The 22469-nt window shown below is 72.9% G+C and carries 23 protein-coding genes and 1 pseudogene; 20 read left to right on the forward strand and 4 right to left on the reverse strand.

Features of this window, described 5'->3' with window-relative positions; all coding sequences use genetic code 11:
- The first annotated feature begins 139 nt into the window (after nucleotides 1-139).
- The 14 genes from IG74_RS0106950 (at nucleotide 140) to IG74_RS0107015 (ending at nucleotide 17212) form a co-directional block, all read left to right on the forward strand.
- On the forward strand, nucleotides 140-1471 hold the full coding sequence (locus tag IG74_RS0106950) for an ABC transporter substrate-binding protein (protein WP_030671280.1): 1332 nt from the start codon (nucleotides 140-142) through the stop codon (nucleotides 1469-1471).
- A complete protein-coding gene (locus IG74_RS0106955; RefSeq protein ID WP_030671282.1) occupies nucleotides 1471-2436 on the forward strand; it encodes a carbohydrate ABC transporter permease in 966 nt (321 codons plus the stop codon). The genes IG74_RS0106950 and IG74_RS0106955 overlap by 1 nt, the downstream gene beginning before the upstream one ends.
- On the forward strand, nucleotides 2433-3320 hold the full coding sequence (locus IG74_RS0106960; protein ID WP_030671285.1) for a carbohydrate ABC transporter permease: 888 nt from the start codon (nucleotides 2433-2435) through the stop codon (nucleotides 3318-3320). Before IG74_RS0106955 ends, IG74_RS0106960 begins: the two co-directional genes overlap by 4 nt.
- A gap of 17 nt (nucleotides 3321-3337) precedes the next feature.
- Nucleotides 3338-6073, forward strand: coding sequence for an ATP-binding protein (locus tag IG74_RS0106965; RefSeq protein ID WP_107058899.1), 2736 nt, complete (start codon nucleotides 3338-3340; stop codon nucleotides 6071-6073).
- Nucleotides 6074-6232: 159 nt separating this feature from the next.
- Nucleotides 6233-7069, forward strand: coding sequence for an alpha/beta fold hydrolase (locus IG74_RS0106970; protein WP_030671293.1), 837 nt, complete (start codon nucleotides 6233-6235; stop codon nucleotides 7067-7069).
- A 97-nt stretch (nucleotides 7070-7166) separates the two neighbouring features.
- Nucleotides 7167-8300, forward strand: coding sequence for an LLM class flavin-dependent oxidoreductase (locus IG74_RS0106975; protein ID WP_030671295.1), 1134 nt, complete (start codon nucleotides 7167-7169; stop codon nucleotides 8298-8300).
- On the forward strand, nucleotides 8297-8911 hold the full coding sequence (locus IG74_RS0106980) for an FMN reductase (RefSeq protein ID WP_030671297.1): 615 nt from the start codon (nucleotides 8297-8299) through the stop codon (nucleotides 8909-8911). The genes IG74_RS0106975 and IG74_RS0106980 overlap by 4 nt, the downstream gene beginning before the upstream one ends.
- A gap of 27 nt (nucleotides 8912-8938) precedes the next feature.
- Entirely contained in the window at nucleotides 8939-11803 is a 2865-nt protein-coding gene (locus tag IG74_RS0106985; protein ID WP_234334246.1) for a helix-turn-helix transcriptional regulator, read from the forward strand.
- Between the two features lie 140 nt (nucleotides 11804-11943).
- Nucleotides 11944-13191: a PucR family transcriptional regulator gene (locus IG74_RS0106990; RefSeq protein WP_030671306.1), complete on the forward strand. Its 1248-nt coding sequence runs from the start codon at nucleotides 11944-11946 to the stop codon at nucleotides 13189-13191.
- A gap of 161 nt (nucleotides 13192-13352) precedes the next feature.
- A complete protein-coding gene (locus IG74_RS0106995; protein ID WP_030671309.1) occupies nucleotides 13353-14204 on the forward strand; it encodes an alpha/beta fold hydrolase in 852 nt (283 codons plus the stop codon).
- A 214-nt stretch (nucleotides 14205-14418) separates the two neighbouring features.
- Entirely contained in the window at nucleotides 14419-15234 is an 816-nt protein-coding gene (locus IG74_RS0107000) for a helix-turn-helix domain-containing protein (RefSeq protein WP_234334247.1), read from the forward strand.
- A 90-nt stretch (nucleotides 15235-15324) separates the two neighbouring features.
- On the forward strand, nucleotides 15325-16047 hold the full coding sequence (locus tag IG74_RS0107005) for an alpha/beta fold hydrolase (RefSeq protein ID WP_030671314.1): 723 nt from the start codon (nucleotides 15325-15327) through the stop codon (nucleotides 16045-16047).
- Between the two features lie 14 nt (nucleotides 16048-16061).
- Nucleotides 16062-16505 carry an SsgA family sporulation/cell division regulator gene (locus IG74_RS47760; protein ID WP_051854644.1) on the forward strand — a complete coding sequence of 148 codons (444 nt, stop codon included), beginning with the start codon at nucleotides 16062-16064 and terminating at the stop codon, nucleotides 16503-16505.
- 86 nt (nucleotides 16506-16591) lie between these two features.
- The gene (locus IG74_RS0107015; protein WP_030671318.1) at nucleotides 16592-17212 is read left to right on the forward strand and encodes a DJ-1/PfpI family protein; all 621 of its coding nucleotides are present in this window, start codon (nucleotides 16592-16594) and stop codon (nucleotides 17210-17212) included.
- 29 nt (nucleotides 17213-17241) lie between these two features.
- Here the strand turns inward: IG74_RS0107015 and IG74_RS0107020 are convergent, their stop codons facing one another.
- From IG74_RS0107020 to IG74_RS0107035, 4 genes are all read right to left on the reverse strand, one after another.
- On the reverse strand, nucleotides 17242-17508 hold the full coding sequence (locus IG74_RS0107020) for a DUF4235 domain-containing protein (RefSeq protein WP_030671322.1): 267 nt from the start codon (nucleotides 17506-17508) through the stop codon (nucleotides 17242-17244).
- 4 nt (nucleotides 17509-17512) lie between these two features.
- A complete protein-coding gene (locus tag IG74_RS0107025) occupies nucleotides 17513-17995 on the reverse strand; it encodes a DUF3618 domain-containing protein (protein WP_030671324.1) in 483 nt (160 codons plus the stop codon).
- Nucleotides 17992-18363, reverse strand: a complete 372-nt coding sequence (locus IG74_RS0107030) for a phage holin family protein (RefSeq protein WP_030671328.1) — start codon at nucleotides 18361-18363, stop codon at nucleotides 17992-17994. Before IG74_RS0107030 ends, IG74_RS0107025 begins: the two co-directional genes overlap by 4 nt.
- A 185-nt stretch (nucleotides 18364-18548) precedes the next feature.
- On the reverse strand, nucleotides 18549-18752 hold the full coding sequence (locus tag IG74_RS0107035; RefSeq protein WP_030671331.1) for a hypothetical protein: 204 nt from the start codon (nucleotides 18750-18752) through the stop codon (nucleotides 18549-18551).
- 504 nt (nucleotides 18753-19256) lie between these two features.
- Between IG74_RS0107035 and IG74_RS0107040 the strand changes: the two are divergent.
- The 6 genes and pseudogenes from IG74_RS0107040 to IG74_RS49205 form a co-directional block, all read left to right on the forward strand.
- A pseudogene (locus IG74_RS0107040) lies at nucleotides 19257-19686 on the forward strand (carboxylesterase/lipase family protein); the annotation flags it as partial.
- Between the two features lie 85 nt (nucleotides 19687-19771).
- Entirely contained in the window at nucleotides 19772-19954 is a 183-nt protein-coding gene (locus IG74_RS0107045; protein WP_030671337.1) for a CsbD family protein, read from the forward strand.
- Between the two features lie 179 nt (nucleotides 19955-20133).
- Nucleotides 20134-20958, forward strand: coding sequence for a hypothetical protein (locus IG74_RS0107050; protein ID WP_158857507.1), 825 nt, complete (start codon nucleotides 20134-20136; stop codon nucleotides 20956-20958).
- A gap of 135 nt (nucleotides 20959-21093) precedes the next feature.
- The gene (locus tag IG74_RS0107055) at nucleotides 21094-21321 is read left to right on the forward strand and encodes a DUF5133 domain-containing protein (protein WP_030671343.1); all 228 of its coding nucleotides are present in this window, start codon (nucleotides 21094-21096) and stop codon (nucleotides 21319-21321) included.
- A 357-nt stretch (nucleotides 21322-21678) separates the two neighbouring features.
- Nucleotides 21679-22200, forward strand: a complete 522-nt coding sequence (locus IG74_RS47765) for a response regulator (RefSeq protein ID WP_051854645.1) — start codon at nucleotides 21679-21681, stop codon at nucleotides 22198-22200.
- Nucleotides 22187-22438, forward strand: coding sequence for an ANTAR domain-containing protein (locus IG74_RS49205; RefSeq protein WP_078868635.1), 252 nt, complete (start codon nucleotides 22187-22189; stop codon nucleotides 22436-22438). The genes IG74_RS47765 and IG74_RS49205 overlap by 14 nt, the downstream gene beginning before the upstream one ends.
- Nucleotides 22439-22469: the final 31 nt, after the last annotated feature.

Raw genomic sequence — 22469 nt, forward strand, 5'->3', positions numbered from 1 at the left:
GTGTCGGCCCCACCTTCGTGCGGGGTCGGCACGTCCGCGCGAGCCCCACGGTCGAACGATTGGTCGATGCTGTCCGCGCGCTGATAACTTCTGGTCGCCCCCAGGAACACGCGGGGGCGCGATCGGAGGAAGCACACCCATGAGGTTCGGCGCGAGGTTCGCGCTCGCCGTCATCGTCCTCGTAGCCACGGTCACCGCCTGCGGTGCCCCGGACGGCGGCGGTTCCCGGGCCCGTGCGGCCGAGGACTGCGCGCCCTACACGAGATACGGCGACCACCCCGGCACCGAGGTCAGCGTCTACGCGTCCCAGCTGGACCGGGAAGCGGACCTGTTCGAAGCGACCTGGGCCGACTTCGCGGCCTGCACGGGCATCGACGTCCAGTACGAGGGAGACGGCGAGTTCGAGGCCCAGATCCAGGTCAGGACCGACGGCGGGAACGCCCCCGACGTGGCGTTCTTCCCCCAGCCGGGACTCCTGGAGCGCTTCGCCCGCGCGGGGCGGCTCAAGCCCGCGAGCCCCGAGGTCGCGTCCCTGGTGAAGCGGGGCTGGTCGAAGGACTGGAACGGCTACGCGACCGTGGACGGCACCCTCTACGGCACCCCACTGGTCGCGAACGTGAAGTCGTTCGTCTGGTACTCACCGAAGTTCTTCCGGGACCGGGGACTGAGCGTCCCGCGCACCTGGGACGAGCTGATGGACGTGACGAAGAAGGTCGCGGCCTCGGGCGTCAAGCCGTGGTGCGCGGGCATCGCGTCCGGCGAGTCGACCGGCTGGCCGCTCACGGACTGGATCGAGGACGTCCTGCTGCGCCAGAGCGGCCCTGACGTCTTCGACCGGTGGGTCGCCCACGAGATCCCGTTCAACGACCCGCGAGTGATCAGGGCCATGGACACCGTGGGATCCCTCCTCAAGAACGACCGCTACGCCAACGGCGGCTACGGCCCGGCCCGCTCGATGGCCTCCATCGCCTACCAGGAGGGCGGCACGCCGATCGTCTCCGGCGACTGCGCGATGCACCGCCAGGCCTCGTTCTACGCCGAGCACTGGCCCGAGGGCACCGAGATCGGACCGGACAAGGACGTGTACGCCTTCCTCCTGCCGGGCGAGGACAGGGCCAGCCGGCCGGTGCTCGGCGGCGGGGTGTTCGCCGCGGCCTTCGCCGACCGGCCCGAGGTCCGGGCCTTCCAGGAGTACCTGGCGACGGCCGACTTCGCCAACGCGCGGATGAAGAGGGGCCCGTTCGTCTCCGCCAACAAGGGCGTGGACCTCGCCAACGCCGCCAACCCGGTCGACAGGCTCTCGGTCCGGCTGCTCCAGAACCCCAGGACGCAGTTCCGCTTCGACGGTTCGGACCTGATGCCCGCGGCGGTCGGCGCGGGCACGTTCTGGAAGGGCGCCGTCGACTGGATCGGCGGCAAGGGCACCGAACCGGTCGCCGACTCCATCGAACGGTCCTGGCCGAGCCCCTGATGTCGTTCGATCTCCTCGCCCAGCAGCCCAAGCTCCTGTACCTCCTCCAAGGCGTTCTCGCCTTCGCGGGGGTGGTCTGCCTGATCCTCGTCCTGCTCCACCGGGGGCCCGCGCGCAGGCGCGGCGCCGCCTTCCTGCTGCTCGCCCCCGCCCTGCTGCTGCTCACGGTCGGCCTGCTCCTGCCGGGCCTGCGCACCCTGACGCTGTCGTTCAAGGACGGCACGGGCCGGACGTGGGTCGGACTCGACAACTACGTGTGGCTGTTCACCGACCCCGAGGCACTGACCGCCCTGCGCAACACCCTGACGTGGGCGGTGCTCGTGCCCCTCCTGGTGACCGCGGTCGGACTGCTCTACGCGGCGGCCGTCGTGCGGTCGCGGTACCGGGCGCTCGCCCTCTGCCTCGTCCTGCTGCCGATGGCGCTCTCGTTCGTCGGCGCCGGACTCATCTGGAAGTTCGTCTACGCCTACCGGCCCGCGGCGGCGGACCAGATCGGGCTCCTCAACCAGATCGTCGTGGCCTTCGGCGGCGAGCCGCGGCAGTGGCTCGTCGAATCCCCCTGGAACGTGCTGTTCCTCATCGTGGCCATGGTGTGGACCCAGACCGGCTTCGCCGCCGTCCTCCTCGCGGGCGCGATCAAGGCCGTCCCCGCCGAGGTGGTCGAGGCGGCACGGCTCGACGGCGCGTCGCCCCGGCAGGTCTTCTGGCGCGTCACCGTGCCGCTCATCCGACCCACGCTGCTCGTCGTCGCCCTCGCCGAGGTGATCGGCACCTTCAAGGCGTTCGACATCGTCAGGACCATGACCGGCGGTCAGTTCGACACGGGCGTCCTCGCCCACGAGATGTACACCCAGTCCTTCCGCTACGGCCAGACAGGCCGCGGCGCGGCACTCGCCGTGCTCCTCTTCGTCCTGGTCACCCCCGTCGTCGCGCACAAGCTGCGGACGCAGCGGAGCACACGGTGAGCCGCGTGCGGGAGCGCCTCACCTCCCGTGCCTTCTCGCTGGCCGCCGTGGTCATCGCGGTCCTCTGGACCACACCGACGCTCGGCCTCCTCGTCTCCTCCGTGCGCCCCGAGGACGACATCAAGACGACGGGCTGGTGGACCCTGTTCGGCGCGCCGCACGTCACCCTCGACAACTACGGCGAGGTGCTGCTCGGCGGCGGCAACGCGTCGGGACAGCTCGCCGACCACCTCGTCAACTCGTTCGTCATCACCCTGCCCTCGGTGCTCTTCCCCCTGGTCCTGGCGTTCTTCGCGGCGTACGCGCTGGCATGGATCGACTTCAAGGGCCGGGACGCACTCGTCGTCGGCATCTTCGCGCTCCAGGTCGTACCCCTTCAGATGGCGCTCGTCCCGCTCCTGAAGCTGTTCTCCCAGGGCTGGCTGTTCCTGCCCGCCTGGGACGCGACAGGACCGGCCCGGTTCAGCCACGTCTGGTTCGCGCACACCGTCTTCGCGCTGCCGTTCGCGGTGTTCCTCCTGCACAACTTCCTGGCCGGTCTGCCGCGCGAGCTGATCGAAGCCGCCCGGGTCGACGGCGCCTCGCACCGGACGCTGCTGCTCCGGATCGCCCTGCCGCTGGCGGGCCCGGCCCTGGCCACCTACGCGATCATCCAGTTCATCTGGGTGTGGAACGACCTCCTCGTGGCGCTGACCCTGGCGGGCGGCACGGCCGATACCGCTCCTGCGACGGTCAGGCTCGCGAGTCTGGCCGGGACGCGGGGCGACGAGTGGCAGCGGCTGACAGCGGGCGCGTTCGTGTCGGCGGCCGTCCCGGTCCTCGTGTTCTGCTGCCTCCAGCGCTACGTCACCCGGGGCCTGCTCGCGGGATCGGTCAAGGGATGAGCGCCGCGGAGGAGCCGATGAGCACCCGGCTGAGCAGGCCCGGGCTGCGCGGCCGAGAAGCCGAACTGGCACGCCTGCGCACCCTGGTAGAGGCCGTGCGGGACGGCGACGGCGGTGCGATGGCGCTGCTCCTGGGGGAACCGGGCATCGGGAAGACCGTCCTCCTTGAGGAGACCGCCGCGATCGCACGGGTCCAGGGCTTCGTCGTCAGCCAGGGCCGCGCCGAGGAGCTGCACGAGCTGGCCCCGCTCGCCTCGCTGGCCTCGGGCCTGCTGCACGGCGACCCGCCGCTGCTGTCCGCCCAGGACTTCGCGCACCTCGCGGGCCACCACGACCAGCGCATCTGGCTCGTGGAACGCCTCGCCCAGCTGATCGAGGAGCGCTCCGCGGGCACGCCCACGCTCATCGCGATCGACGACGTCCAGTGGACCGACCCGCTGAGCCGGTTCGCCCTGAACGTCATGCCCGCCCGGCTGCTCGCCGCCCCGGTCCTGTGGCTGCTCGCGGGCAGGGAGGACCCGGACCTGCGGGGCGACGGGCCGCGCCTGACGACCGTTCCGCTGCGGCCGCTGAGCGGCACGGCCCTCGCCGAGCTGGCCCGCGACGCACTCGGCGAGGACGTACCGGCGAAGGTCACGAAGCTGCTCGACGGCTCCGGAGGCAACCCCTTCCTCGCCGCCGAGCTCCTGACGGGCATCGCCGCGTCGGGGCCGGACGGGCCGGACGGGCCGGAGCCACCGCACCGACTCGTGCTCGGCGTCCGCGGCAGGCTGGCCGCCCTGCGGCCCGGCACCCTGGACTTCCTGCGGATCGGCTCGGTTCTCGGCCGTGCCTTCCACCTCGCCGACGCCGCGGCCCTGTGCGGGCGGCCCGCGACCGGGCTCATCGGCGAACTGGACGAGGCCATCGCCGCGGGCCTCCTCGACGACGACGGCCAACGCCTCGTGTTCCGCCACGACCTGCTCCGCCAGGCGGTGTACGCCGACCTCGCCCCCTCGGCCCGCCGGGCCCTGCACCGGGAGGCGGCGCGGCGGCTCGTCGCGGTGGGCCGCACCCCCGTCGACGCGGTGCCGCACCTGCTGAAGAGCGCCGAACCCGGCGACCACGAGGCGGCCCGCCTGCTCGGCAGGGCCGCCACGGACGTCCTCCCCGTCATGCCCGACCTCGCCGCCGACCTGGCCCTGCGCGCCCTGGAACTGGTCCCGCCGCACGAGCCCACGGCGTTCGAAGCAGGAGAGCGGGCCGTCGTCGCGCTCACCCGCGCGGGCCGGTACACCCGGGCACGGGAGACCGGCGACGCGCTGCTCGCCCGCCGACCGCCCCTGGACGTCTTCGCCCGCCTCCAGTCCGTGCTCGGCGACACGCTGTGGCACCTCGACGACGTCCACGAGCTGACCCGCCGCACGACGGCGGGGCTCGCCGTCGTCACCGACCCGGCGATCTCCGCCCGGCTGACCGCGCGCCAGGCACTCGCGCAGTCACGCGGACGCGACCTCGCCACCGCCCGCAGGACCGGCGAGCGGGCCCTGGCCGAGGCGGAGCGCGCGGGCGACCGGGAGGCCCGTGTCGTCGCGCTGTGGGGCCTCGGCGAGATCGCCCTCAACGCGGGTGAGGGCGCCGCCGCCGTCGAGCACCACACGGCGCTGAGCGCGTTCGACGCGGCCTTCCTGCCCGAGGAGGTCGTCGCGCGGGTCCACATGGACGACTTCGACCTGGCCCGGCAACTCCTCGGCACGGCGGGCGACGCCCCCCTGCGCCCCGCGATGCTGATGTGGGCCCAGGGCAGCCTGAACCTGGCGCTCGGCAGGCTCGACGACGCCGAAGCCGACTTCGTCACCGCCGAACGCCTCGAGGCGGACCTCCGCGTGCCCGGCAACCTGGTCAACATCCGGGTCAACCGGGGCCGCATCGCGATGCTGCGCGGCGACCGCCGAGCCGCCCGGGACCACCTCGACGTGATCAGGGCCGCCCTGGCCGACCGGCCCAACACCGGGAACCACGCCGCCCACCAGTACCTGGAGGCCGTCCTCGCCGACGCCGACGGCCGCCACGAGGCAGCGGCCGAACACATCCGGTCCGCCCAGCGGGACCACCCCTTCCTCCGGTGGCGGATCCTGCGCACGCGCTGCGTCGAAGCCGTGCGGATCGCCCTGCGCGCCGGGGACACGGCCCTGGCCGCCGACCTCGCGGACCAGGCGGCCGCGCACGCGTCCCGCAACCCCTTCGTGCCCACCGCGGAAGGCATCGCCGCCCACACGGCAGGCTTGCTGAACGCCGACACCGCACTCCTGGAGCGGGCCGTCCGGATCCTCCTGACCGGGCACCGCCCCCTGCACCTCGCGGCGGCCTCCGCCGACCTCGGGCGCGCCCTGCTCACCAGCACCGGCGCCGCCGCCGCGATACCCGCACTGACCAGGGCGTACGAGACGTACGCACAGGCGGGGGCCGGCTTCGCGGCCGACCGGGTCAGGAGCGACCTGGACCGGGCCGTGACCCGCTCCAGCAGGCGCGCCGCGACCCGGCCGCGGCCGAGCCAGGGCTGGGAGGCGCTCACCGCCTCGGAGCGCAAGGTCGCCCGGCTGATCGCCGCCGGGCACACCAACCGGTCGGCCGCGGCCGACCTGGTCGTCTCCCCGCACACGGTCAGCACCCACCTGGCAGCGGTCTTCCGCAAGCTCTCGGTCACCTCACGGGTCCAGCTCACCCGGCTCGTCCTCGCGGAGACCGACGCCCAGGAGACCGGCACCGACTGAACTCGGGCCCGTCGTGCCCGTGAATCGGCCAACTCTGCGCCCAGCGGCAAGGCGTGGTGCGTCGGGCGACAACGGGCAGCCCGGAGCTGGCCATAGCGTGACGGCGTCAAGTGCCGCGCCGGAGCGCGGACCAGCCGACCCGAACCGAGGGAGCCACCCATGCCGTACATCACCGTGGGCCAGGAGAACACCACCGCCATCGACCTCTACTACGAGGACCACGGATCAGGGCAGCCGGTCGTCCTCATCCACGGCTTCCCGCTCGACGGGCACTCCTGGGAGCGCCAGAGCGCCGCGCTGCTCGCCGCCGGGTACCGCGTGATCACGTACGACCGCCGCGGCTTCGGACAGTCGTCCCAGCCGACGACCGGCTACGACTACGACACCTTCGCCGCCGATCTGAACACCGTCCTGGAGACCCTCGACCTGCGGGACGCCGTCCTGGTCGGCTTCTCCATGGGCACCGGCGAGGTCGCCCGCTACGTCTCGACGTACGGCTCGGGCCGCGTCGCGAAGGTGGCCTTCCTGGCCTCCCTGGAGCCGTGCCTGCTCAAGACCGACGACAACCCGGACGGGGTCGCGCCCAAGGAGTTCTTCGACGGCGTGGTCGCCGCGGTCAAGGCCGACCGCTACGCCTACTACACCGCCTTCTTCAACGACTTCTTCAACCTCGACGAGAACCTGGGCAGCCGCATCAGCGAGGAAGCGGTCCGCAACAGCTGGAACACCGCGGCCGGCGGCGGCTCCTTCGCCGCCTCCGCCGCCCCGGCGACCTGGTACACCGACTTCCGCGCCGACATACCCGCCGTCGACGTGCCCGCCCTGATCCTGCACGGCACGGCCGACCGCATCCTGCCCGCCGAGGGCACCGCGCGGCCCTTCCACCGGGCCCTGCCCACCGCCGAGTACGTCGAGATTGAGGGCGCCCCGCACGGCCTGCTGTGGACCCACGCGGAGGAGGTCAACACCGCGCTGCTCGCCTTCCTGGCGAAGTGACGCGGCGGAGGGCCGCCGGAATGTCCGGCGGCCCTCCGTGGCTTCCCCCAGTGCACGACCGCACGATCCAGACAGGTTCAGGAGAGCAGAGACCCCCATGCAGTTCGGCATCTTCACCGTCGGGGACGTGACCCCCGACCCCACCGACGGCCGCACGCCGTCGGAGCACGAGCGCATCAAGGCGATGATCGCCATCGCGCTCAAGGCCGAGGAGGTCGGTCTCGACGTCTTCGCGACCGGCGAGCACCACAACCCGCCGTTCGTACCGTCGTCCCCGACCACCATGCTCGGCTACATCGCCGCCCGCACCGAGAAGCTGATCCTGTCCACCGCCACGACGCTGATCACCACCAACGACCCGGTGAAGATCGCGGAGGACTACGCGATGCTCCAGCACCTGGCCGACGGCCGGGTCGACCTCATGCTGGGGCGCGGCAACACCGGGCCGGTGTACCCGTGGTTCGGGCAGGACATCCGCCAGGGCATCAACCTGGCCAAGGAGAACTACGCGCTCCTTCGCCGGCTGTGGCGCGAGGACGTGGTGGACTGGGAGGGCGCGTTCCGCACGCCGCTCCAGGCCTTCACCGCGACGCCCCGGCCCCTGGACGGCGTCCCGCCGTTCGTCTGGCACGGATCCATCAGGTCCCCGGAGATCGCGGAGCAGGCCGCCTTCTACGGCGACGGCTTCTTCCACAACAACATCTTCTGGCCCGCCGACCACACCCGGCGCATGGTGCAGCTGTACCGGCGCCGGTACGCCCACCACGGCCACGGCCGCCCCGAGGACGCCGTCGTGGGCCTCGGCGGACAGGTCTTCATGCGCAAGAACTCCCAGGACGCCGTACGGGAGTTCCGCCCCTACTTCGACAACGCGCCCGTGTACGGCCACGGCCCGTCCCTGGAGGACTTCACCGAGCAGACCCCGCTGACGGTGGGCTCGCCCCAGCAGGTCATCGACCGCACCCTGTCCTTCCGGGACACGGTCGGCGACTACCAGCGCCAGCTCTTCCTGATGGACCACGCGGGGCTGCCTCTGAAGACCGTCCTGGAACAGCTCGACATCCTCGGCGAAGAGGTCGTGCCCGTGCTGCGCAAGGAGTTCGCGAACGGGCGTCCGGCCGACGTGCCGGACGCGCCGACGCACGCCGCTCGGGTCGACGCCGCGCGGATCGACACGGCCCGGACCGGCACGGCCGGGGCCGACGCCGCTCAGGCAGGGGCCGCCTCGTGAAGCTGACCGCCGTCTCCGCGGGCCTGAGCACCCCCTCCTCCACCCGTCTGCTCGCCGACCGGCTGACCGAGTCGGCCCGGCAGGAACTCACCGCCCAGGGCCACGACGTCACCGTCGAGGTCGTGGAGCTGCGCGAAGTGGCCGGTGACATCGCCCACCACCTCGTGACGGGCTTCCCGCCGGCACGCCTGGCCGCCGCGATCGACGCGGTGACGGGGGCCGACGGACTGATCGCCGTGACGCCCGTCTTCACAGCGTCCTACAGCGGCCTCTTCAAGTCGTTCTTCGACGTGATCGACCCCGCGGCGCTCACCGGGAAACCGGCCCTGATCGCGGCGACGGGCGGTACCGCACGCCACTCCCTGGTCCTGGACCACGCCATGCGTCCCCTCTTCGCCTATCTGCGCGCCGCCGTCGTCCCGACCGCCGTGTACGCGGCGTCCGAGGACTGGGGCTCGGGAGGCGACGAGTACACCGAAGGGCTGCCCGCCCGCATCCGGAGGGCGGGCGGCGAACTGGCCGCGCTCATGGCCGCCCGCCCGGCCGGGACCGAGCCCGAGGACGACGTCGCCGCCCTCGAACAGCAGCTGGCGGACCTGCGCTTCGACTAGCCCGGGCAGTCGTTCATACTGATCCGCGTGAACGCACCGGTCCGTGGCAGGGAGACGGAGCTGGCGTTCATCGAGGAGCGGCTCGACGCGCTCGCCCGCGGGGAGGGCGGGGTCGTCCTTGTCGAAGGCCCCGCGGGCAGCGGCAAGTCCAGGATCCTCGCAGAGGCGTCGGCGTCCGCGAAGCGGCGCGGGGCGCGGGTGTTCCGGGGAGGCGCGGACCCCGAGGACCAGTTCGTACCGCTCGGCCCGCTCCTCGAAGGGCTGCTCTCCGGGGCGGAACCGCTCCCGGACGCCGCCCGGCTCCGTGACCTCGCGACGGTCCCCGGCCAGCGGTTCTGGCTCCTCCAGGAACTGGGGGACCGGCTGCGGGACGCGGCACGCGGAGGTCCCCTGCTCATCGTCCTCGACGACCTCCAGTGGTGCGACGAGCTGACGCTCCTCACCCTGCACACCATCGCGGCCCGGCTCTCGTCGGACGCGATCCTGTGGCTGGTGGCCGTGTGCGGCGCCGACGTGCCGCCGCAGGTGCGCACCACGCTCGACCGGATGCACCGGGGCGGAGCGCGCGAAGTGGCGCTGCGGCCGCTGGACGACCGGGCGATCGCGCGGATCACCGAGGACGTCCTGGGCGCGGTCCCCGACCGTGAGGTCCTCGGCGTCGCCCGCCGTGCCGAGGGCGTGCCGCTGTTGCTTGTGGAGCTGCTCGACGTGCTGCGGGACGAGGGGGTGGTGGCGATCGAGAACGGCACGGCCCGGCTCACCGGCGCCTCCCCGCCCGTCCGCTCCCTGTCCTCCGTCGGGCGCCGCATGGGCCTGCTGTCCGACGCGGCCCGCGAGCTCGTGGAAGCGGCGGCAGCGGTGGGGCGCCCGGTCACCGTGGGCCTGCTGGCCGAGCTGCTCGGCAGGTCCCCGGGGGCGCTGATCACCGCCGTGCGGGAGTCCCTGGACGCCGAGTGGCTCGTCGAGAGGGGCGATCGCCTGGAGTTCCGGCACGAGTTGGTCCGCGATTCGGTGGCGGCCGGGCTTCCCCTCTCCGTACGCCGGTCCCTGCGCGGGCAGGCGGCGGCTGCGCTGCCGGAGCAGGGAGGGTTGCCGCCGGGGAACACGACGTCTCAGACCGCACCTCCCGTGCCGCCCACCAGCCGTGCGAAGCCCGACGAGCGCCCGGTCGACGACCGTACGGCCGACGACGGGGCGACCGACGACCGGGCGACCGTCGAGCGGCTGCGCACCGCCGCGGCCGACCTCGCGGCCACCGCTCCCGGACCCGCCGCGGACCTCAGCCTCAGGGCACTGGAACTGACCGCCGCGGACGCTTCGGAACGGCCGCGGGTCATCGCCGAGACGATCCCGCTGCTCTGGCGGACGGGCCGGGCCGCCGAGGCCCGGCACCTCGGAACCACGGCCTTGGCGACCGGCGGCCCCGGACCGGAGGACGAGGCGCGGATACGCCTCGGCCTGGCGCGTCTGTCCAGCCAGTTCGACTTCGCCGACGCGGTCCGGCAGGCCCGCGCCGGAGCGGAACTGCCCGGCATCCCGACGGACCTGCGGGCCCGGCTCCTCGCGCTGCTGTGCCTCGGCCTGTCCCTTTCGGGGGACAGCGAGGCGGCCGAGCGGGCCCTGCCCGAGGCGCGCGAGACCGCCGAAGCGGCCCGGGACCGCACCGCCCAGGCCACGTTGGCGGTGGTCGAATCGGTCGCCTGCTTCCGCCGGATGGACTGGAGCGAGGCACTGCGTCAGGCGGACCGGGCCGCCGCCCTGGCCACGGGCCCGGGCACGGCCCCCTCCCTGTGGGTGCCGGAGGCCCTGTGGCGGAGCTTCCTGCTGAACGCGGCCGGACGTTCCGCGGAGGCGCTCGCCGCCGCCGACGCCGGGGTGCGGCACGCGCGGCACCACGGGCAGACGGCTGCCACGCGCATGTGGCGGACGTACCGCACCCGCCTGCTCCTCGACGCCGGACGCCTGACGGACGCCCGCGCCGAGGCGGAAGCCGCATCGGCGACGGCCGACGAACTCGGCCCGGGCAACCTCACCGACGTCACCCTTCTGTACGCGCTGACCCGCGTCGCCGTCCACACCAACGACCAGCAGGCCGCACGGGCGTACGCGGCGGACGCGCGTCGGATGCGTACCGACGAGGCACCCCTCGTCCGCCAAGTCGGCTCCTGGCTCCTCGCGTTGCTGGCCGACTTCGAAGGCCGCCCCGACCGTGCCGTGGCCGCGCTCGACGACGTGGTGAGGGCACTCGGCGCGGAACCGCCGTCCCACGGCAGCCCGCTCGACCCCGCCGACGCCCCCGGCCTCGTCCGCATGGCTCTGCGGGCCGGAGCCCACGACCCGGCCGTGCGGGCGGTCGCGGTGGCCGAGCGCCGCGCGGCGCTCAACCCCGGCGTCACGCTCCTCGCCGCCACCGCCGCGCACGCCCGCGGGCTGCTCGACAACGACCTCGACCACCTGCTGCGCGCGGTCCGGCTGTACGAGGGCGCGTCCCGGCCACTGGCCCGGGCGTCCGCGCTGGAGGACGCCGGGCGCAAACTGGCGGTCACCCGCAGGTCCGACGCGGTGCCGCAGCTGGACAAGGCCCTCGGCCTGTACACGCGCGCGGGCGCCGAGCGGGACGTCGCCCGGGTGCGCCGCCGGCTGCGGGCCGCGGGTGTCCGCCGTCGGCCCGCGTCGGCCGGGCAGGCCGAGGAATGGCCCGAGCTGACCGGCGCCGAGCTCGGCGTGGCCCGGCTCGTGGCGCAAGGCCTGACGAACGCGCAGGTGGCCGAGCGCCTCTCCGTCTCGCCGCACACGGTGAGTTCGCACCTGCGCCGCGCCTTCACCAAGCTCGACCTCACCTCGCGCCAGGAGCTGACCCGTCTGGTGGAGAAGCGCGACAGCGGAGAGTAACTGCTTCGTATCCCCTGTCGGCGCCGTGCCCTTGGACGGTTCGTGCGATGTGCCGATGCCGCCGCGTCCTCAAAATGATCAAGAGCTGCGGAGCGGAGCAACGATCCGCGGGCAAGAGATGGTCGAGAGAGGAACAGCGCATGACCGCAGGGCCCCAGCGAGCCCGTCCTGGCAGCGCGGAGCTTCAAGCGCTCGTCGATGAACTCGCGGAGAAGCTGGGACGGTCCGTAGCGGTCGACGACCCGCTGGTCCGCATGGTGTGCACGAGCCGCCACTTCGGCGACGAGGACCCGGTACGGATCGGCACCCTCCTGCAGGGCCGCGCCGACAACGCGGCCGTCCGCCACGTGCTCGCCCAAGGAGTCGCCCAGTGGTCGCGGCCCGGCTTCATCGACGGCCGGGACGACCTGGGACTGCTGCCGCGCTACGTCGTGCCGCTGCGCGAGCGCGGCCACCTCCTCGGCCTCCTGATGGTCGTCGCGCCGGACAAGACGCTGGGAGAGCAGGACACCGAAGCCATCGCCTGGGCCGCCGACCTCATGGCCGCGCAGATGTACGTGGAGCACCTCGCCGCCGCCACCTGGAAGACCGACGAGCGCACCCTGGTCCTGGAACTGGTGGACTCCAACGTCGCCACGCGCACCGCCGCCCGTCGGCGCGCGCTGGAGCGCGGGCTGCTCGGTGACGCGGAGCACGTCCTCGTCACCGTCGTCCACCTCAGCCGCGGCACGGAACCCGTACGGCAGTCGGAGGCGGCCCTGTGGGGGGCGCTGGAGAGCTTCCGGCAGACGCGTTGGGCGCAGGGCGTCACCGCGATCGACCCGGAGCGGGCGATCCTGCTCCAGCTGCGCGACCGGCCTCCCGGCCCTGCCGAGATCGCCGCCCAGTCGGCCCGGATCCTCGAGGAACTCGCCACGTTCCTCGATCCGTCGGCGGCCCCCGTGGTCGGCGTCGGCGGGCGGCACCCGGCCCTGCACGACGCCTGGACGTCGTACGAGCAGGCGCTCGTGGCGGCCCGCGCGGCGCGCCGCCTGGCGTCGCTGAAGGGCGTCGGCGACTGGGACCTGCTCGGGGAGTTCGCCGTGCTCCTCCAGCTTCCCGAGCACGCCCTGAACGACTCCCTCGTCCCGAAGCCGCTCCGCACTTTGAGCGACGCCCACGGCGGCGAACGCCTCCGCGACACCCTGCGGAGCTTCCTCGAACACGCCGGGTCCATTCCTCGGACCGCGGACGCGCTGCGCCTGCACCGCACGTCGCTCTACTACCGCCTGCGCCAGATCCAGGAGATCACCGGACTCGACCTGGACGACGGCGCCCACCGGCTCACGCTGCACCTGGGGCTGCGGATCGAGGAACTCCTCTGCACGGGAGACGACGTGGCCGTGTGAACCAGGCCCTCGCGTGGCTGAATTCCGGCGCTTCGACAAAGCGAGAACGATCTCCCGGCGGATTCCTACAGCACGCGGTGGTGGCGGCCGAGGGCCGCGTCCGAAGATGTGCGGGACGGGGCGGACATGCCGACAGGCCGCCTGTGAGCAGGGAAGAGACCATGAAAGAACTGATCACGACGGACGGGACGCGGCTCGCCTACCAGGACAGCGGCGGCAAGGGAGTCCCCCTGGTCATGCTGCACGGCTGGGGCCAGACACAGGCGATGTTCCGCCACCAGGTCGAAGGTCTCGCGCCCGGCCGCCGCGTCGTCACCGTCGACCTGCGCGGCCACGGCCTTTCCGGCAAACCGCGGCACGGCTACCGCATCGCCCGTCTCGCCCGCGACGTGTGGGAACTCGTCGAGCACCTCCGCCTCGCGCGCTTCGACGCGCTCGGCTGGTCCATGGGCGTCTCGGTGTGGTGGAGCTTCATCGACCAGTACGGGACCGGCCGGATGCGGCGCTTCGTCGCCGTCGACCAGCCGGCGGCCGTCGCCGCCGTGCCCTGGATGACCGAGCGGGAGCAGCGCGACTGCGGCGCCATCTTCGACGTGCCGGGGCTGCTCGCCCTGGGCGCCGCGCTCGCCGCGCCGGGCGGCGACGAGGTGCGGGCCGACTTCGTGCGCGGCATGTTCTCCGGCGACCCCGACCCGGAGGTGCTCGCCTTCGTCGCCGAACAGATCACCGCGACGCCCGCCCACGCCGGTGTGCCGCTGCTGTTCGACCACTGCGCCCAGGACTGGCGGGACGTGCTCCCCAGGATCGATGTGCCGACCCTGGTGATCGGCTGCGAGGGAAGCCATGTGCACCCCGATTCGCAGCGCTTCGTCGCCGAGCGGATTCCCTTCGCGCGCCTGCACGTCTTCACCGCCGACGTGGCGAGTTCGCACTTCCCCTTCCTCGAGAACCCGGCGGCCTTCAACGCGGTGGTGGAGAAGTTCCTGGCCGAGGAACCCGGTACACGGGCCTAGCCGGCCTCCGCGATCCGCAGGCCTGTGCGAGTGCCTGCGCCCACCACGAAGAACCGTACGGTCTGGAGTTCCCATGCCTCAGTCAGTGATGTCACGCGTGCCCGCGACGGAACCGCGGGCGACGGTCGGTCCGCGGCCGACCCCCGCGCCGCGGTCGGCATCCGCCCCGCACGCGGCCGCCGATGCCGAGTGGCTCGTTCAGACGCTCTCCGACATGCCGGGCGAGGAGGAGGGGAAGTTCCTCTACCTCGGCATGCACGTCCGCGGGCCGGTCACCAGCGTCCGCGCGGGAGCCAAGAGACCCCTGGAGCCGAACGACCTGGTCTTCTGCGACCCGGCCCGGCGTCATCTGCTGCGGTTCGGCGACGACTGCCAGATGGTCTTCTTCCGGATCCCTCCGTGCTATCTGGGAGTCACGGAGGCGGAGCTGAACCAGGTCCTGGGAGTCCCCGTGCCCGGCGGCGAGGGGCTGGGCGCGCTCGTGTCGGACTTCCTGTCGGCGCTGGCCACCGAGGCGCGCCAGCACCGGTCCACGAGCGGGGACCGGCTCGCCCGTACGGCCGTCCACCTCCTCTCCGTCCTGGTCGTGGAGCTCCTGGAGGCCGACACGGCGGACGGGGCCGCCCACGCGTCGAGGGGCGGTCACGAGACGCTGACCCGGATCCGGGCCTTCATCGAGGAACACCTGATGGACCCCGACCTCTCCCCGGAGTCGATCGCGCGCGCCCACCACATCTCCGTGCGGTACCTGCACAAGCTCTTCCAGAACGACGGCACCACGGTGAGCCAGTGGGTGCGCCGCCGCAGACTGGAGTCCTGCCGCATCGAGTTGGGCCGGTCGCGCCGGAGGTTCACCATGGCCGCGGTGGCCCATCGCTGGGGCTTCAGCAGCCCTTCGCACTTCAGCCGCGCGTTCCGGGGGGCGTACGGCATGTCTCCCAGCGAGTGGCAGTCCCTTGCGACGTCGGCCTTCGCCCCGACGGCCACGGCTGGCGCCCGCGCATCCGGCGACCGACGTGCGCTGGCATGACAGCGGCGGTGCACCGGCGTGCCATCGGTGCCGCCGCTGCGGCTCTACCGTGGCCCCGCACGTGGCCTGACACCGAGAAGAGAGCTGACCATGACCACCCGCACCCCCACCGTCGTCCTCGTGCACGGTGCCTTCGCCGACTCGGCATGCTGGCTGGGCGTCATCTCGGAGCTGCGCGGCCACGGCATCCCGGTCCTCGCCCCGCCGAACCCCCTGCGCGGCCTCGCCGCCGACGCCTCCTACGTCGCCTCCGTGGTGTCCCAGATCGAAGGCCCCGTGGTCCTCGTCGGACACTCCTACGGCGGCGCGCTGATCACCGTGGCCGGAGCCGCGGAGAACGTCGTCGGCCTCGTCTACGTGGCCGCGTACGTACCGCACGAGGACGAGAGCGTGGGCGAGTTGCAGGGCCGCTTTCCCGACTCGCTCCTGCCGGGCAACCTGAAGGAGTGGACCTATCCCCTTGTCGACGGGGACTCCGCCGTGGAGGTCACCATCGATGAGGCGGCCTTCCCCTCCGTCTTCGCCGCGGACGTGGCCGATGAGGTCACCCGGGTCCTGGCGGTGGCCCAACGCCCCCTCGCCGCCGCGGCCTTCGCCGAGACGGCCTCCGCGGCGGCGTGGCTGACGAAGCCGTGCTGGGCCCTGGTCGCGGGGGCCGACCGGGCGATCAATCCCGAGGTACAGCGCTTCGGCGCGCGGCGGGCCGGGGCCGTCGTGGTCGAGCTCCCGGACGCCTCGCACGCCGTCGCCCTGTCCGAGCCCCGACAGGTCGCCGAGCTGATCAGCGACGCGGTACGGGCGACGAGCTGGTGACGAAAGGAACGGGCATGCAGCCGCCCCTGGAGATGACGATCGCCGCGACCGTGAGGACGGCGGAGTACGTGGCGCACGGCCTGGCCGTGCGCCTGGGGTACTCGCCGGACGACCCGCTGGCCCTGTGGATGGACCTGTACGTGACCGGGGCCGAACTGCCCGACGCCACCTGGGTGTTCGGCCGGGACCTGCTCGCCACGGGGCTCATCCTGCCGACCGGCGAGGGGGACGTGCGGGTGCGGCCGCACGGCGAGGACGAGACGGACGTCGAACTCGTCTCGGGGCGGACCTGGTGCGTCGTCAGGCTGGCGGCGGACGACGTACGGGACTTCGTCGCCAGGACGCGGACCGCCGACGAGCACTCCGACGAGAAGGTCGCCACCGCGCTCGACCGGATCCTGGCAGAGACCCTCCGGCCGGGCACCAGGAACACCGACTCCCGGCCGCCGCATCTTTGACACCCGGGGGTGACCTGCTCGTTCGTCCTGCCCCGGACTGCACGGGCCCCGGTGAGCCCCGCCCGGCGGTGGTTATGCTGCGGCGCATGGACATAGTGATCCCGCTCTTCGACGACTTCGAGCCGCTCGACGCGATCGGTCCCTACGAGATCCTCGCGTACCTGCCGGGCGCCACCGTGCGGTTCGTCACCGACGAACCCGGCCCGGTGCGGGACACGCTGGGCTCCCTGCCGGTGCACGTGCCGACCCGGTACGCCGAGGTGGAACACTGCGACGTCCTCCTCGTCCCGGGCGGGGGCAGCTTCAAGGCCATGCGGGACGACCCCGGCTTCCTCGACTGGGTGCGCCGGATCCACGAAGGCACCCGCTTCACCACCTCCGTCTGCACCGGTTCCCTGGTGCTCGGCGCGGCCGGCCTCCTCGAAGGCCTGACCGCCACCACCCACTGGGACGCGGCCGCCCAACTGGAGTCGTACGGCGCCACGTACACGCCCGAGCGGGTCGTCAGGCACGACCGGGTGATCACCTCGGCGGGGGTCTCGTCCGGCATCGACATGGCCGTCCAGCTGGCCGCCCTGCTCACCGACGAGGTGACCGCGCAGGCCATCCAGCTCTACACCGAGTACGACCCGCAACCGCCCTTCGACACCGGCTCGGTGGCCAAGGCCCCGGCCGAGGTCCTCGCACGGGCCCGCACCCTGCGCTGACCGGGCGGCGGGTGCCGCCGCCGTCCCCGTCAGCCGGGCCAGGAACCGGTCACGCGGCGCACGGCGGTGGCACCGGCGCGGTCCACGGCGGCCTTCGTCGCGGCGAAGATGGCTCCTTGCAGGGTGGCGGCGAGCAGCACCTCGCTCCAGCCGCGGTGCTCGTCGGTGGCGTCCGGGGCGTCCTCGTCGCGGCCGACGACCTGCCAGGCCCGCTTGAACAGCGCTCCCGCGACCATGCCGCTGACCGCGCCGAGGGCGAGACCGACCGGCTTGTAGGCGATCTTCGAGGCCTTCATGCGGTCATCCGTTCCGTCGGTGGCACGCCCACCACACCAGGACGGCCGTTCCACCGGCCGCCAGCAGCACGGCACGGTGGTTCCGGGCCATCCGCGCGCCCTCCGCGGCCGTGGCGCGCATCGGCTCGGGGGCCTTCTCCTCCCAGGCGCGGCCGGTCCTGGCCGCCTGGGCGCGGGCCTGCTCGGCGGCCAGGGCGGCCTTGTCCCTGACGGGTTCGGGCAGCTTGTCCTGCGCGCGGGAAGCGGCGTCGGCGGCCTTGGTCCGCAGCTCCTTGACCTTGACCGCGGCCTGCTCCTTGAGCTCGCCCGCCTTCGCGGCGGCCTGGTCCTTGACCTCGGTGGCCTTGTCGTGGGCGCGTGCCTTGACGTCCGCTTTGGCCGCCAGCGCCTCGACCGTCCCGGCGAGCTCGTGGCGGGTCCGCTCGACCTGCTCGCGCAGTTCCTGCGGGGTCCCGGCCGACTCGTCCTCGTGCGGAAGCTGGGTCATCGGTGTGCACTCTCCTTGATCTCGGCCACGTCGGCCTTCACGTTCTCGATCGCCTTCTCCGGCACGGGCGGCGCGGCCCGGGAGACCTCCTTCTTGCCCGTCACCGCCATCAGCGCGGCGACCGCCCCGAGCACCCCGGTCACGATGAGGGCCGCGACCCACACCGGCAGCGGCACCGCGAGGGCGGCGATCGCCGTCGCCACCAGGGCCTGCAGCGCCAGGAACCCGACGAGACCCGCGCCGCCGAAGAGGCCGCCGCCCCTGCCGTAGCGCTTGCCCTTCTCCTTCATCTCCGCCTGTGCCAGGCGCAGTTCGCCCCGCACCAGCTCGGTCAACTGCTGTGACGCGCGCTGTACGAGCTCGCTCACCGGTTCGGAGCCCGGTGCGTGTGGGTCTGGTCCGCTGTGCGGCCGCGTACTCGACACAGCGATCACCTCCTGTCTGGGGCTGTGTTCAGGGCCGGGCGCCGCGGCACCCGGCCCCCGGTCGGTGCGGGTACCCCGAACAGGCCGGATGGTGCCTACGAGATCCGGCGAAGGGGATCGCGGGCCGCTCAGGCCGCGTCCCTGCGCGCGCGCCGCTCCGCGTGGCGGCGGCGTCCCCGGGGCTCGGCGGTGCTGTGCACGAGCCGCAGGTGCCGTGCCCGCGCGTGGCGCGCCTTCGGCGAGCCGTCGAACAACCGGCCCTCAAGGCGGTCCATCGCGTACAGCAGCACGGCCAGGGCCGGGAGCAGCAGAATGGCGACGGCGATCAGCACGTGGATCCCTCCTGGCCGGTGTCACCGCATGCGGGTGCCCGTCGTGCCGCCCGGCACCGGCCGACGCGTGTGAAGTTCTGGTGACCATCGGGCGCCCGATCCGTGGTCGCGAGGAGCAGGTAATGACGATCGGCCCATGTGTTCCTCCCGCCCGGGGCGATCCAGGACCTGTCGCTCATCGGGCACGAGTTCAGCCACCTCCACAAGAACTTCCTGGGGCGAGGTCGAGACGGGCACCGACAACGGCTCGGGGATGGCCGACGGCGGATGTGGAGGGCGCCGCCTTCGCCGCGGGAAGGGAAGTCGCCCCGTCCGTCGCGGTGCAGAGGGCGGCGGCCCCGCACGCGCAGCACGGCCGGGCCGAGCCGTGGGACGGCGCCGCGCCGGTGCAGCGTGCCGCGCGGGACGACGCCGTGCCACCTGCTTCACCCAGCTCTACCCGGACGGCTCACCGAAGGACGCCGCGGGGCAGGACATGGTCCCGGCCCGGAATCTTCCACCATCGAAGAAGGGAACCTCTACCTGGTCCCCGTGGGCCAGTACGCCACCTCGACGTGCAGCGATGTCGACGACGTGGCGGCCCGCTCGCACCCGGACCCCGCGTCTCGTCGTGACGTACCGCGAGACACGCCTCGGTGCGTCCTCCGGCGAGCTGCGCTCCGCCCTCCTGGGCGACGCGCTGTTCGGCGCGGGCAGCTGGGCCCTGGCCGAAGCCCATGCCGCGCACCCCGAATCCGCCACCTACGCCTATGAGTTCGCCTGGCGCTCCCACGCCCTGGACGGCGGGCTCGGCGCCGCCCACGCGGTCGAGCTGCCCTTCGTCTACGACGACGAGCGCAGGGCCACGATGCGCATCGACACGACGTGGACCCAGCGCGACGACCCACGCGGCCAGGAACGACGGGCCTGGAGGGGGAACGTGTCAGCACGCTGAAGGCGCGCGGAGCCTCCTCCGGATGCACACCGCCCTGATCGCCCATAGCGTGACAGACATCCCAAACCCCACCAGAGGAGTGATCATGGGCGTGGACAAGGCCAAGGGCAAGGCGAAGGAAATGGTCGGCAAGGTCACCGGCAACGAACGCATGCAGGCCGAAGGCAAGACCGACCAGGCCAAGGCCAAGCTGCGCGAGGTCGCAGACGAGGCACGCGAGCGGGCCGAGGGGGTCCGCGACTCCCTCCGCGACCGCGACGACCGCTGACCACGCACCGAAGAGCCGCCCCGCCCGCACGGACGGGGCGGCTCGCGCGGTTCCCCGACGCTGCCGACCACGACCGCCGATCCGCCCGCGGCACCGCGACCGGCACCCGCCGCATGTTCCAGGGGCATGACAAGGGATGATGGAATCACCATTTGTCGTAACTCCCAGGGGGATTCTTGATGCCGCGCGATACGGGCGTGCCGGACCGGCGTGTCCGACGAGTGTTGAAGGGCGCCGGGGCCGTCGCCGTCGCGGTCGTCGCACTGGCCGGGTGCGGCACCGCCACCGGTGAGGACGATGCGAAGGAGCGCGGCAGTACGTCCGCTTCGCCGAGTGGCGGTGGACCGGACGGGGCGAAGACCGCGCGGCTCATCGGCAAGGCCATCGACGTGACGCTCGGCCAGGACTACTTGACCTCGACTCGGCGGATGCGGACCGACGGGACCACGGTGCTGCGCGTGGCCGGGCGCGGTTCCGCGGCCACCTGCGAAGCCCGGAGCCGCAAGGGCAAGGCGGCGATGGACTTCGTCATCACCGGCTCCGCGCTCTACTCGCGCGGCAGCAGGGAGGCGCTGGAGATGTCGCCCCAGAGCAAGGGGCACCCGGAGCGCGTGGAGGTGATGGCCGACCGCTGGGTGAAGCGCAGGCCCGTGGTCTACGAAGCCATGCGGCACATGTGCGTGGAGAAGACCCGGCGGACCTGGCTTGACGAGCGCATGCCGTCCCTCGACGAGCTCGCGGAGGAGATCCCCGTCCAGCGCGCGGGCACGCTGCGCGGGCGGCCCACCACGAAGATCACGTATCGGCTTGCGGGGGGACCGCTGGAGTTCCACGTCACCGCCGGGAGCACCCCGCACCTCCTCCGCGTCACGTACCCGGCCAAGGACCTCGACGAGACGTACAGCGGCTTCGGCAAGCCCTTCCGCGTGGCCGCGCCTCCGCGTGCGGCCTCGGAGACGCAGATCGCGCAAGAGGCCGCACTCGCGGGCCAGCAGGGCGCCTAGGCCGCTGCCGCGTGGCCCGGCCCCGGCCGCCCGCCGTGATCCACGGGAATGGCGGTCGGGAGCCGGGGCACACGGATCGCTGTGTGATTCAGCGAAGTCCGGTGCCGGGGAAGTCCGGTGACTAGGAGGTACTCCATGCTCATGGCCCACCCCGCGATCCTGCGCAACCTCGTCGAGCAGTACGAGACGCTGCGGATCCTGCACGCCCAGGACGGCCGTCCGCAGGTCCGTCAGCGCATGGACGACGTCGCCTACACGCTGTGCGTGTCGACGGGCACCCGTGACGTCGACGCCGCCCTCATCGCGGCCCGCCATCAGCTGCCCGGCGCCCGGCCCGAGGACGACTCCGTCCTCACCGCCTGAATCCGGGGCGCGCCTCCGCGGGCCGCGCGGCTCCCGCAAGAGACCGGTGTGAGAGGACGCGAGTTGGCGACTCGTGGGGCACAGGGTTGGGGCAACAGCCCTGAGGCCCTTCGCCGCCACGTGGCTGCGGTGGTGGAGGGCCGTACCGTCAACCGGGCACCTGAGCGAGCCCACCGCCCACGGAACCCACTGGACAAGTCGAACCACGACGTCAAGCCCTACGGAGATCCTCAGACAGTGGGATGAGCGGCCGGAGTGGAGCATGGGGCACGGCGGCGGCGCTAAGGTGGCGGTCTGGAAGATGGTCAGGCAGCGGCCACTTCGTGCTCTTCGCGCGCCATCTGGAGAACATCACTCATGAGGCTGCCGCCTGCGCACCGCACCCCGGTCCCCGTGCACGACACCGAGGCCCCCGCGCACCACACCCCGGACACGGAACCCACCACTGAGGCCCGCCACCACGACCGCGCGCCACAGGGCTCGTACGCCGTGCTGGTCGTCGACGACCACGCGGACAACCTCTTCGCCATGGAGCACGTGCTCCTTCCCCTGGGATGCCGCGTCCTGCGCGCCACCAGCGGCGAACAGGCCTTGCGGACCGTGCTGCGCGAGAACGTCGCCGTCGTGCTCCTGGACCTGCTCATGCCCGGCCTCGACGGCCTGGACGTGCTCGGCTACCTGCGCCGCCTCGATCAGACCCGGCAGCTGCCGGTGATCCTGATCACGGGGGTGGGGCGCAGCGACGAGCTGGCGGAGCGCGCCTTCCGCCTGGGAGCGGCCGGCTTCCTGACCAAACCGGTCAGCCCCTGGGCCCTGCGCGCTCAAGTGGCGGCCCTCGCCGCCCTCTACACCCGGATCCAGGAGCATGAGGCTGGCTGACCGACCGCGCCGGGAGCAGCCGGAATCAGCCGGATCAGCCCACGCGACGGTCGACCAGGCCATCGGGGCCCTCATCGCGAGGGGAGGGCTGAGCCCGCAGGAGGCGTGGGACGTGCTGCGGGAAGTCTCCATGACCCGGTCACCTCGTCGTCGGCGCCCGACGGCAGTCTCCCGCTCCCCGCCCGACGGGACGGGGAGCGGTAGGCGGGCTCACTGCCGAACCCACCGAGGAGCGTAGTTGCCCGTGCCGCGGGCCACTGGCACCGCGC

Source organism: Streptomyces sp. NRRL B-1347, assembly GCF_000720325.1.
Classification (GTDB): domain Bacteria; phylum Actinomycetota; class Actinomycetes; order Streptomycetales; family Streptomycetaceae; genus Streptomyces.

Bases quoted from the DNA above. Each gene is read 5' to 3' on its own strand.
- IG74_RS0106950 (WP_030671280.1), top strand. From the start codon at position 140: ATGAGGTTCGGCGCGAGGTTCGCGCTCGCCGTCATCGTCCTCGTAGCC.
- IG74_RS0106955 (WP_030671282.1), top strand. From the start codon at position 1,471: ATGTCGTTCGATCTCCTCGCCCAGCAGCCCAAGCTCCTGTACCTCCTC.
- IG74_RS0106965 (WP_107058899.1), top strand. From the start codon at position 3,338: ATGAGCACCCGGCTGAGCAGGCCCGGGCTGCGCGGCCGAGAAGCCGAA.
- IG74_RS0106970 (WP_030671293.1), top strand. From the start codon at position 6,233: ATGCCGTACATCACCGTGGGCCAGGAGAACACCACCGCCATCGACCTC.
- IG74_RS0106975 (WP_030671295.1), top strand. From the start codon at position 7,167: ATGCAGTTCGGCATCTTCACCGTCGGGGACGTGACCCCCGACCCCACC.
- IG74_RS0106990 (WP_030671306.1), top strand. From the start codon at position 11,944: ATGACCGCAGGGCCCCAGCGAGCCCGTCCTGGCAGCGCGGAGCTTCAA.
- IG74_RS0106995 (WP_030671309.1), top strand. From the start codon at position 13,353: ATGAAAGAACTGATCACGACGGACGGGACGCGGCTCGCCTACCAGGAC.
- IG74_RS0107000 (WP_234334247.1), top strand. From the start codon at position 14,419: ATGCCGGGCGAGGAGGAGGGGAAGTTCCTCTACCTCGGCATGCACGTC.
- IG74_RS0107005 (WP_030671314.1), top strand. From the start codon at position 15,325: ATGACCACCCGCACCCCCACCGTCGTCCTCGTGCACGGTGCCTTCGCC.
- IG74_RS47760 (WP_051854644.1), top strand. From the start codon at position 16,062: ATGCAGCCGCCCCTGGAGATGACGATCGCCGCGACCGTGAGGACGGCG.
- IG74_RS0107015 (WP_030671318.1), top strand. From the start codon at position 16,592: ATGGACATAGTGATCCCGCTCTTCGACGACTTCGAGCCGCTCGACGCG.
- IG74_RS0107020 (WP_030671322.1), bottom strand. From the start codon at position 17,508: ATGAAGGCCTCGAAGATCGCCTACAAGCCGGTCGGTCTCGCCCTCGGC.
- IG74_RS0107025 (WP_030671324.1), bottom strand. From the start codon at position 17,995: ATGACCCAGCTTCCGCACGAGGACGAGTCGGCCGGGACCCCGCAGGAA.
- IG74_RS0107045 (WP_030671337.1), top strand. From the start codon at position 19,772: ATGGGCGTGGACAAGGCCAAGGGCAAGGCGAAGGAAATGGTCGGCAAG.
- IG74_RS0107050 (WP_158857507.1), top strand. From the start codon at position 20,134: ATGCCGCGCGATACGGGCGTGCCGGACCGGCGTGTCCGACGAGTGTTG.
- IG74_RS0107055 (WP_030671343.1), top strand. From the start codon at position 21,094: ATGCTCATGGCCCACCCCGCGATCCTGCGCAACCTCGTCGAGCAGTAC.
- IG74_RS47765 (WP_051854645.1), top strand. From the start codon at position 21,679: ATGAGGCTGCCGCCTGCGCACCGCACCCCGGTCCCCGTGCACGACACC.
- IG74_RS49205 (WP_078868635.1), top strand. From the start codon at position 22,187: ATGAGGCTGGCTGACCGACCGCGCCGGGAGCAGCCGGAATCAGCCGGA.